General features: G+C 49.5%; 11 protein-coding genes. 2 read left to right on the plus strand and 9 right to left on the minus strand.

From position 1 onward, the window contains the following. Positions 1–56: 56 nt before the first annotated feature. Positions 57–227, plus strand: coding sequence for a preprotein translocase subunit Sec61beta (locus tag FJZ26_02250; GenBank protein ID MBM3229228.1), 171 nt, complete (start codon positions 57–59; stop codon positions 225–227). Positions 228–229: 2 nt separating this feature from the next. Here the strand turns inward: FJZ26_02250 and FJZ26_02255 are convergent, their stop codons facing one another. From FJZ26_02255 to FJZ26_02265, 3 genes are all read right to left on the minus strand, one after another. After that, the gene (locus FJZ26_02255) at positions 230–1,357 is read right to left on the minus strand and encodes an HD domain-containing protein (GenBank protein MBM3229229.1); all 1,128 of its coding nucleotides are present in this window, start codon (positions 1,355–1,357) and stop codon (positions 230–232) included. A gap of 110 nt (positions 1,358–1,467) precedes the next feature. After that, positions 1,468–2,334, minus strand: coding sequence for a hypothetical protein (locus tag FJZ26_02260; protein ID MBM3229230.1), 867 nt, complete (start codon positions 2,332–2,334; stop codon positions 1,468–1,470). 22 nt (positions 2,335–2,356) lie between these two features. Then, positions 2,357–3,004, minus strand: a complete 648-nt coding sequence (locus FJZ26_02265) for a TIGR00296 family protein (protein ID MBM3229231.1) — start codon at positions 3,002–3,004, stop codon at positions 2,357–2,359. A gap of 51 nt (positions 3,005–3,055) precedes the next feature. Here FJZ26_02265 and FJZ26_02270 point away from each other — a divergent pair, with 51 nt between their 5' ends. Next, on the plus strand, positions 3,056–3,652 hold the full coding sequence (locus FJZ26_02270) for a hypothetical protein (protein ID MBM3229232.1): 597 nt from the start codon (positions 3,056–3,058) through the stop codon (positions 3,650–3,652). Between the two features lie 58 nt (positions 3,653–3,710). Here the strand turns inward: FJZ26_02270 and FJZ26_02275 are convergent, their stop codons facing one another. The 6 genes from FJZ26_02275 to FJZ26_02300 all read right to left on the minus strand — a co-directional run. Further along, complete coding sequence (locus tag FJZ26_02275) at positions 3,711–4,115, minus strand: tetratricopeptide repeat protein (protein MBM3229233.1); 405 nt, start codon at positions 4,113–4,115, stop codon at positions 3,711–3,713. A 48-nt stretch (positions 4,116–4,163) separates the two neighbouring features. Then, positions 4,164–4,796: a hypothetical protein gene (locus FJZ26_02280; protein MBM3229234.1), complete on the minus strand. Its 633-nt coding sequence runs from the start codon at positions 4,794–4,796 to the stop codon at positions 4,164–4,166. A 129-nt stretch (positions 4,797–4,925) separates the two neighbouring features. Continuing rightward, complete coding sequence (locus FJZ26_02285) at positions 4,926–7,361, minus strand: hypothetical protein (protein MBM3229235.1); 2,436 nt, start codon at positions 7,359–7,361, stop codon at positions 4,926–4,928. Positions 7,362–7,570: 209 nt separating this feature from the next. Then, positions 7,571–7,885 (minus strand): 50S ribosomal protein P1, encoded by a 315-nt coding sequence (gene rpl12p / locus FJZ26_02290; protein ID MBM3229236.1) that lies wholly within the window; start codon positions 7,883–7,885, stop codon positions 7,571–7,573. Positions 7,886–7,967: 82 nt separating this feature from the next. Then, positions 7,968–8,888: a 50S ribosomal protein L10 gene (gene rplJ, locus FJZ26_02295; GenBank protein MBM3229237.1), complete on the minus strand. Its 921-nt coding sequence runs from the start codon at positions 8,886–8,888 to the stop codon at positions 7,968–7,970. Positions 8,889–8,939: 51 nt separating this feature from the next. After that, the coding region (locus tag FJZ26_02300) for a 50S ribosomal protein L1 (GenBank protein MBM3229238.1) at positions 8,940–9,095 on the minus strand (156 nt) is incomplete at its 5' end.

The raw sequence follows: 9,095 nt of genomic DNA on the forward strand, positions 1-9,095 counted from the left end.
TATGGGCAAAGCCCGTTTTCCATTACAAATTTAAACCTAGCCTGCAAACTATTCCCATGAGCCTAAAAAGAGTCGGATTTGGAATGCCGCAATCTTCTGCAGGCATACTTGGGATTTCAATCGGTGAAAACCTCCAGGGCCTCAAGATGGACCCGCGCATGGTAGTTATTTTCACGGCTGTTTTTGTGCTTGCCGTAATCGTGCTTGGCAAGGCCTTTGGCCAGTAGGCTCAGCCAAGCAGCTTTCTGGCTGCGACATTTACCTTTTTCTTGTCTTCCTCCCTGCAGCACACTATTATGTTCTGCCTGCTGCCTGCCGCTTTCTCAAGCGAACTTACTATTGCCGAAACCCTTTCAATATGCTCAAGCCCGCCCTCAGTCTCAATTCTTATTGTTGCGGCTTTGTGGAAATACGCAGGATAGTCGACAATTACATCGCAGCCGCAAGCACGTGCCAGCTTTTCCTCAAGTTCACCCGACTTTGCCTCTCCTTGCACTGCGCTGTTTTTCCCGCTGGCGCCAATTGCATAGGCCTGCTTGTAAAGCCTTCGGCTCCAAAGCCTTTCAACAAGCCCCCTGCCCCCACTTGCGCCCAGGGCCTGCAAAAGCTCCCAGTCGCCCATTTCAAGTGCAAGCCTGGGCTCAAATTCGCCTGTTTCAACTGCAATCCTTATTGCCTTTTGCAGCATGGCCGCGGCAATCCGGGCAGTTTTGTGGCAGTAGACAGTTGAGAACATCTGGAACCTTGCAATCAGCAGGCTTTCAGTCGCCTCAAGCCCCCCCTCCATTACGCAAAGCTTCCTGCTTGAAAACTTCACCTGCGATATTATCCTTTGAGAATCTATTATCCCATATGCAACCCCGGTGTGGTAGGAGTCCCTCAAAAGGTAGTCCATCCTGTCGCACCCAACATCCGAGTCTATGACCTGCCCATGGCTTTTTCCAAGAAAAAGCGCCTCTATCTCCCTTCTTGAATACCTCGAGCTTACAATGTCTGCTACCTGCCCGCGCCTTATTTTTTCAAGCCCTATTTTCTCATGGTCGCCAAGGTAAGCCTCAAAAACAGCCTCGCCTTCATGTGAAAATGCAATGTGCCCTATGTCATGCAGCAACGCGGAAAGCCGCAGCTTTTCAGTCTCGTCTTTTGAAAGCCCGAGGGATGCGGCAAAGCTTCCTGCCAAATGCATTGCGCCAAGGGAGTGCTCAAACCTGGTGTGCATTGCGCCGGGGTAAACAAGATACGCGCAGGCCATCTGCTTTATTCCGCGCAGGCGCTGGAAATCTTGCGTGTCAATTACCTGCTGCTCAAAGTCGCTTATGCGAATCATGCCATGTATGCAATCCTTTATGCTTGCCATGAGAAAATTACCCTATAACTTTCTTTTGTTATGATTTTTGCCAAAATCCTTTTTCAGCAACCCCTTCACTATTCCATCCTTTTATCATATTCCGCTTTGCAACTTTGAAATCACGCCTTTGCATAAGTCCCCCTTTTCTTTTCTATTGCCTCGCCCTCGTTGCTCAAAAGCGCAAGCATGACTTTTGCTGCCTGCGCCTCAACTTCAAGAAGCTTTGCAGCCTGCTCCGCGCTAAGCGCCGCCTTGCCAAGCTTTTCCAAAAATCCCTCCCTGTGGAATTCGTAAAACTGCGCTGTTGCAATGTAAAACTTCCTGTCAAACAGGCGCACACCTTTTATCTGCCCAAGCCTTATCTTCTCGGCCAGGCTTTCGCTTGCCCGCTTTGCCTCAAGCTCGTTTTCCAATACCATGTATCCGTATTTTTCAAGGTGCTCAAAACTGTTTGCAGAAAGCCTTGGCCCTGCCTGCGTTGCCTCAACTCCTGCACTCTGCTGGCCTCTCGTCCCCTGCTGGGCCTGGCCTGGCCTTTCAGCCTGCACTGTTGCCTGTGCCTCCCTCCCCTGCCTTGGTATGTGCGGGTAAATTGAGTCGGGGATGCTGTAGACCCCGGTTTTTTGGTACTTTCCGCCCCTGTACAAAAGCACAATCTCGTCTTTGACCATCTGCTCAAGAACCTTCCTTTGCTGCTCGTCAAGCTCGCTTGCAACCTTTTCAGGCAGCCTGTTTTCAAACCTTATTGTGATGAGCCTGTTGAGGACCTCCAGCTGCTTTTCGCTTAGCCTCGCAGCCTTCTCCTCTTTGCCCTGTTTTTGCCCGCTTTGCGCTTTTTGCTCCTGCCTTGCAGCCACAAGCACAATTTTCCCATCAGCCGCCGCTGTTGCAAGATACTGCCCTTCTTGGGCAAAAAGCCCCTGGGCGTCTGCCCCAAATTCAAGGACAACTCCGCCTTTCTCATGCCTTGCCTTCCCAACAACCATTTTTTCCAACCCGCAAATCCTGTCATTTTACTTCAGCTTTCTTCTTTGCCTCAAGCCTGTGCTGCACGACATTCCCAAGAGGCTTGCTCTCGCCAAAAACCTGCGCCTGGAACGAGAACACCTCAACATCATAGTCAAGCCAGAAGTCAAAGGGCAGCCCGGCCTTTTCGCAAGTGTAGGAAATGAATTCTGTCTCGTCCCAGCAATATTCAACCGGCACTTGCGGCAACAACAAGCCGCTGCTTTGCCCATGCCTTACAATAAGCCCGTCGCGGCCCACCTTCACAAGCCTTGGCAGCTGCGCCTTGCTCCCATATTCAATCTTTTTTGGCACGCTTAGGATGCTTACCTCAAACACAAGCCTTTGCAGCTCCTCAAGTCTCACAGGATTGAACCGCGGGTCCTCGCTGCAGGCGTTTATCGCGTTTTCAATTGTTGCCTGCGCAAGCGGGCTTGTCGGAAGCGGATAGCCGATGCATCCTCTAAGCTCGCGGCGTGGATATGTCTGGATTGTGACAAAAACCCCGCGCGCTTCCCCAAACACGCCAACTGTGTCCTCGGGCTCTATTTTCCTGCCTTCCTGTATGTAGTGTGTTGCCGCTTTTCTTGCAAGCCTGACTAGGGCCTGCCCGCAGGCAGGCGTGATGCTGCCGGCCTTTCCCCCCACCATATGCTTGGCTTCTCAGACTATGTTTTTAAATTTAGAAGCTGGCAATAATCCATGGACGTTTTTGGCAAAATCATCCTTGTTGAAAAACCCATTGCCCCAGGCAGCCTAATCGGGCAAATCAACGGCATTTTGTGCGAGCTTGGGGAGTCAAACGGCTTTACGGTTATTGCCAACCAGGATGTTGCCTGCGAATGGATTAAGGACGGGGAGCATGTTGCAATTGAAATCCAGTTTGGCAACCCAGAAGACCACTACAAAAGCCTGAGAAAACTTTCCCTTTCCACTGCCAGGCACTGTGTCCTTGTGATTAGCAGCAAGGCAAGAAGCCTGAGCCTGCTGCAGGCCGAAAGGCTGCTTCGCGACAGGTTTTCCATCGGCCAAAAGGAATTCCTGATTTTCGACATTGAAACCGGCAAATATCTCCATGTCGCATCGCAAGGCACAAGCCACTCTCTTCCCTGTGCGCCACAAAACCAAGGAAAGCAAGGGCAGCAAACCCAAAGCACACAAGGGCAATCAAGCCAGGGCGCCACAATCCAAAAAACAGGCAGGGGCCAAGGTGCCTTGCAGCAGTCTTCATTTGGCAGGCGCCCCCCCAGGCGCAAAATCATCTACGGCAGGAAAGGGGAACACAAAGAACAGGACTAAGCAACATCGGTTGCTTAAACGAGATTGACTAATTTTTTTCCTTCAGACGCAGCGGCTTTCAGCGGTTGTTGTAAATTTCGTTCATCTTCTTGAGCTTTTCTGCTGGCATCTTGTTGAGCATTCTTGTAAGAAGCTTCATCTGCTCCAGCTTTGACAGTTTCCCATCTTCAAGCTTGATAATATCATCAATGCTATTGGACCCTTCATAATACAAATAGAGCTTGACAAAGTCCTGGAAATTTCCAAGCCTGTTTTTTGTCAGGCAAAGCATCAGGTTCCAATGGGCGTTTGCGTCAAACCTCAACTCTTCAAGCAGGCCTGAATAGATTGAGGCAGCCTCCTCCCATTTCCCGGCCTTGAAGTACATATTGCCCATTGCCAGTTGCAGCGCAGGGTTGTCAACAAACCACTGGTATTCAACCTTTAACCCACCATACTTTTCGTCAAACTGCTTTCTGTCCATCACACTTGTGCTGATTGTAGGTTTCTGTGCTCCTGGCTGCGCGGTTGTCTAATAATACCTTGGCACAACCTTCCCCTCCTCTTCTGTATCAACTTTTAGTACAACATGCTTTGGCAGCATCACAAGGCTTAATCCTTTTACACCGAGAATCTCCATCAAATCAGCACACAGGTACAAGCTTGCCTTGCAGTCAAGGTAATCCTTGCCTGAAAATTTCGAGTCCAAAATCTCAAACAGGCTTTCCACAACCCCTGCAAGCAAGTCTGGCTGCTGCACTACCTCTTTTTTCTCATTTAGCTGCAGTGTTGTGGGCGCATGCCTGAACTTTTTCCAAACTTCGGCCTGGATTTCCATGAAAGCTGCATCCAGCTCATCAGCAGTTCTTGGCGGCACATTCACGCCTTTTTTTGCAAGCCGCCCCCGTATTCCAATTTCTGCGCTTTCAAAAAAACCGCTGAGCTCGCCGGTTACAAAATCCTCCCGCTTTCCAACTTGCCCCTCTGAAAGCTTCTCGTATCTTGGATTTGTCTCTTGGAGCGCATCCCTCTCCTGTATGATAATTGTCCTGCACTTTGGGCCTGAAAAAAGCCCTTCCACGGCCATCCTAAACTTCTCTTTTAGTAGACTGTCACCAACTGCAATTCCTGAAGTGTCCTGTGAGGGCAGGCCGAACATGCCCATGCCGCCGCTTTTGGCTTCATTTTCTTTTTTCTGTCCCTAAACCATTTTGCGCACCAGTTAACCGTTTGCCTTTTTCAGGCGTCAAAAGCTAAAGCTTCCAACTTAAATGTATTTTTTCTCCCCTAGTGTCTAGTTCACGCCCGTAAACCCGTTTGGCTTCCAAAAGGTGAGGATGTCCTTGTCAATAAGCTCACGCGTGCGCCCTGGATGTTTCGCCTCGATTTCAACAATGGCCTCCAGGTTTCGCTGCACTGCATTCATTTTTTCATGGGCACTCTTGCCTTCCAAAAGCCAACCCATGAAAATTGCAGCCTGCCGGTCTTCACTCAGACCGTCAAAGACTTTTAGCACCTGGGCTTTTTCAATTAGCACTTGCGTCATGTCTGGTGGGTAAAGCGTCCCCCTCTTTAGCGCCTCTGGAAGTGTTGACCAGTCAGCCCTGCCAGCCTCGACAACATCGTAGAGCAATGCGCCTATCGCGTTTGCTGCAGCATTGTGGTTTTGCCCAATGACTTTTTCAAACGCAGCCAATCCAGCCTCGTGCATCTGCGGATTTTCCTGCGACCTTCTCTCAAGTGTCAAAAGCAAATTCAGGTTTCTTGCATCCCGGATTGCCCCTTGCGCGAAAATCTCAAAGTGCTCTGGCTTGAAGATTTCGGGCCTCAAATCAATTGTTTTTAGCATCTCGTCGTTTTTGAGCATGTTGAAGTGCATTTCCTTTTTGATTTGCCCTGAGGGCTTGAACGTGCTTTCAATAAAACCGGCCAAGTTAGAATCGGCAAAAAGCTCGGGGTTGTTCCTAATGGCATTTGCCGCTACCTTGAACCCAGCATATGTTCTTTGTGCAAGTTCAAGCAGCTTCGGAACATGGCCTTTGGAAAAATAGCCTGGCAACTGCGAGTCAATCAAGAGCTGGCCTTCCATATTACTATTATTAAAGGCCCCTTCAATCAGGCTTGATACCTCGTCTTTAATGACTTTTTTCTTGTCATTCACTCCAACGGTTTCATAACTGCCCTCAGGTGTCTCTTTTTGCGCTGTTTTTCCTTCAGCACCCTGCACTTCGCCTTCGTGCTCCTCCCTGCGCTTGGAGGAAAGAGGCTGGTTTTCAACTGGCTCGTTTCCTGCTTTTACGCTCGGTTCAACTCCACTTTCCTTTTCAATATTCCTGTTTTTTTCAAAGGCCTTTTTGCCTTTGTGCCCGCCTCTTGCTGCAGCATAGGCATTTGCAAGCTGGTCAACAAGGGCTGCAGTCCCCTGCGGCGTGAAGCCAAAATATGCCAAGTCCTGCGCTGTCAGCACCATGCCCTTGCCCATGTTGTACATGACATCTAGGGCGCCAAGCATTCCTGCAGCGCCAAGTGCCTGCCTTGAAATTGCAGCGCCCCTGCCAACTCCTTTTATTGTGCCTGCAATGTCCCCTGCAAAAAGGGCTGCTGCAAACGCAGCCGCCCCAAAATAGTCCTTCTGCTTCACAGATTCAACAATCCCAAGGCTGAAATACCACTTTGCAATTATCTTCCCAAGCGGGCCGCCAAACAGGTCCAGCCCAATGGCACTTACATTGCCAAGTGTGCCAATGTAGGCTTTTCTATCCTGCCAGTCATCCTCCCTCATTTCCCCAAACCAGCGCGTCTCAACAATATTGTAGTGCGAATAAACCCTTGAGCAGGCTGCATTCAGCCTCTCCATTTGTTTGTAGTATCCTTCAACCCACTCTGTCAAGTCGCCCCGGTTTCTTATCTCCGTTGGCTCGCCTGCAAGCCTCTTTGCATCTGAATGCGCCTTGTCAATATTTGCCCTGTTTGGCATCTGCGACTCTGCCTGCTCCCTGCTCTCTTCAAAAACCAGCTGTGCGTTGCCAACCGCCAAGCCTGCCTTGTATTTGAAATATTCAGCCACAAATCCAGTGCTCAGTTTTCCCCCCGACATCTTTTCAAGCAAAAAATCCATTTGCTCCTTTCCTGTCGCCTCAATTCCTGAAACAATGCTTTTTTGCCCTGCCGCAAGTTCGGGGTTGATGAAATCCAGCTGTGCAAATAGCGCGTTTTTTGCAGCCTGCAAATAAGTTTCAATAAGCCTGAATGCGGCAAGCCTGTCAGTGTCATTGTCAAACTTGAGCTGCCCACTTTCAATTGCAGCACTTAGCTGCTTTGCCACTCCAATGTTTTCCTCATATGCGCCCATAAGCCATTGCGAAACAGACGTGCTTCCCCCTCCAAACTGCACCGGCATGCTTTCAAGCGCCCTTGCAAGCGGGTTGCTTTTCTGTTCTGCTTCGTACTGGCTTACAAGCTGCCCAACCTGCTTTTGGTATGCATCAATAAGCTTTGCCTGCTCTCCAGTATAATTAACAATCTCGCTTTCATTTGGGGCAAGGCCTGCTTCTGCTTTGCCTTTAACAGTGCCATCCAGTTTTTGCCTGCTCAAATCAACTTTTAGCGTGTTGGCGCTAGCTTGCTGTGTTTTAAAGCGTATTGCCCCTATGCTTGGCTCTATAAGAAGCGGCGATATGCCAAAGGGCTTTTCCTTGTGCTCCTTTGTGGCTTTTTGCTCTGGGGACATGGGGTTAATTCTGCCGTCCCAAATTTAAAAGCCTATTGTGGGAAAAAAAGGGGTAAAAAGTAGAACTTGAGTTCAACTCTGAGCCACGTTAATTAGAGTCCTTGCAAAAATCTGGCATGGCAGTAAAAAAGAAAAATTAGGGAAAAGAAAAAGCTTGGGGCATGCCCCAAAGCGGCACTTGCCTGCGTGTTTGGAAATGGCCTGCCCTTCTAGCCAAACAGGGATGCCAGGCCTTCAGATGCCGCTGCCTCGGATTTTGCAGGGTCCTCCTTCTTCTCCTCTTTCTTGGCCTCGCCTGCTGGTGCCGCACCGCCTGCTGCAGGGGCTGCCGCAACCGGCATTGCCGCATTCTTGAGCAGCTCCTCAAAGTTTGCGCCCTTGAGGGCCTCTGTAAGCACCTTTGCCTTGGCGTCGTCAGCCTCGGCTCCTGCCGCCTTTAGGACAGACAGAAGGCTTTCCTTTGAAACTTCCTTTCCTGCGCCATGGAGCACAAGAACTGCATGCAAATACGGGTCTACTTTCATAAAACTCCCTCCTCATCACAATGAATTTTTTAACTCATTTATATTGCCTAATTTTCCAGCCTTATGCTGACTCAGTAAAACATCAGGCCTTCTTCTCCTCCTGGGCAGTAGAAGCTCCAGCTGGCACTTGCTTTGAAATTGCAAGCCCCTGGACTGCTGCAGTTGAAAGAAGCATGCCAATTGTCGAGTCAGTGTATAAGTTGCCGTTTGCAGCCATGTTTGTTGCCTGCATAAATGCATTGCCAAGCACTATGTTTATGCTGCCCTCGGTTGGGAAGCTTGCGTTTATTGACAGGTTAAGCCCCTGCATCGCACTTGTGACAACATCGGACTTTAGCCCGGCTTCGTCTATGTCAAGCACCTGTGAAGTGTAAAGATAGCCTTCCTCGTGCGCCCCTACAAGGCCGATTTTGACTGAGAAGGGCAGTATGTTGAGTTTTTGAAGTGCCTTTGCAACAGGAGGCAGTATTTTTGTCCCATTCTTTGCCACAACAGAGTCCTTTGCAACAACTATCTTGCCGCCTTTGAGCTGCACGTTAATGCCTGCGCCTTTAAGCTCTGACAAGGCAGGCCCTGGGGGCAAATCAGTGTCGCCTGCAGGAACGATTATGTCAAATGGCGCAACTTGTCCTGGCTTTGCGGCAACCTTGATGCTGTTGTCCTTGAAAAACTTGAATAGCTGGTATGGCGAAAGCTCTGAGAGCACAAGGGCGCAGGGAATGTTGACAAGCTTTGTTATGTCCCCACCTGCCTTTGCAGCCTCAAGCGCCCGCTTTATGACTGTGTTTTTTGCCTGGTAAATCTGAACCTTTCCCCTAAGCTTCTTTCTCATGGACTGAAGCAGCCTGTCGGGGAGGTTTTGGAGGCTTATAAGTGCGATGACTTTTGCGCCCTTGATTTTTGAGGCAAGCATTGACGCATGTTCCTTTTTCCTCGTGATTGCAATCCTTTCTTTTTTTGCAACGTCCTTTTTGCGCTTTATTTTCGTCATAACAATCATCAACCAATCAATTTTGCATCTTGTTGCCGCAAACCAAAAAAATTTCCTGCGTGCTCATGCGACTTTTATTGCCTTGCCCATTGTCAGCTTCAGATACACTGATTTTATGGACGGCTCAGTCACCTTTGCCTTCACTCTCTCATAAACCGCATCAATGTTCTCGGTCAAATCCTCAAGGGCCATGTCCTCAGTCCCAACCAGGCACTGGGC

This window comes from Candidatus Parvarchaeota archaeon, assembly GCA_016866895.1.
GTDB lineage: Archaea > Micrarchaeota > Micrarchaeia > Anstonellales > VGKX01 > VGKX01.